1 protein-coding gene is annotated in these 548 nt (G+C 67.3%); it reads left to right on the top strand.

The window, feature by feature from the left end:
- A partial coding sequence (locus IB256_RS30470; RefSeq protein ID WP_192404996.1) for an OprD family outer membrane porin occupies positions 1–548 on the top strand: 548 nt, incomplete at both ends.

The raw sequence follows: 548 nt of genomic DNA, 5'->3' as shown, positions 1-548 counted from the left end.
ACCGCGCGCGACTCCACCGATGCCCAGGACGTGCGCCTGAACTGCAAGAACAAGCGCTACGCCTGCGATACCACCGGCAACCGCTTCGACTCCTACCAGGCCGACTACCAGGTCAACGACCAGCTCCTGCTGCAATACGCCCAGGGCGGGCTGGAGAACGTCTACCGCCAGCGCTACGTCGGCATCGTCGGCAAGCAGGCGTTGGGTGCCGGCAAGGTCACCGCCGACCTGCGCTGGTTCGACAGCGACGACGACGGCTCGGCCCGCGCCGGGGAGATCGACAACCGCGCACTGAGCCTGCTGCTGGCCTATGCCCAGGGCGGCCACATCCTCAGCGCCGGCTGGCAGCGCATGAGCGGCGACAGCTCCATGCCCTACCTCGACGGCAGCAACCCCTACCTCGCCAACTACGTGCAGGTGAACGACTTCGCCAACGCCCAGGAGCGCTCCTGGCAACTGCGCTACGACTTCGACCTGCGCAGCGTCGGTGTGCCCGGCCTGAGCTTCATGACCCGCTACGTCAACGGCGACCACATCGCCCTGGCCAA

The organism is Pseudomonas sp. PDM17, from assembly GCF_014851985.1.
Taxonomy (GTDB): Bacteria; Pseudomonadota; Gammaproteobacteria; order Pseudomonadales; family Pseudomonadaceae; genus Pseudomonas.
The sequence above is the reverse complement of the archived record's forward strand: the minus strand, read 5'-3'. Positions and strand labels throughout refer to the sequence as shown.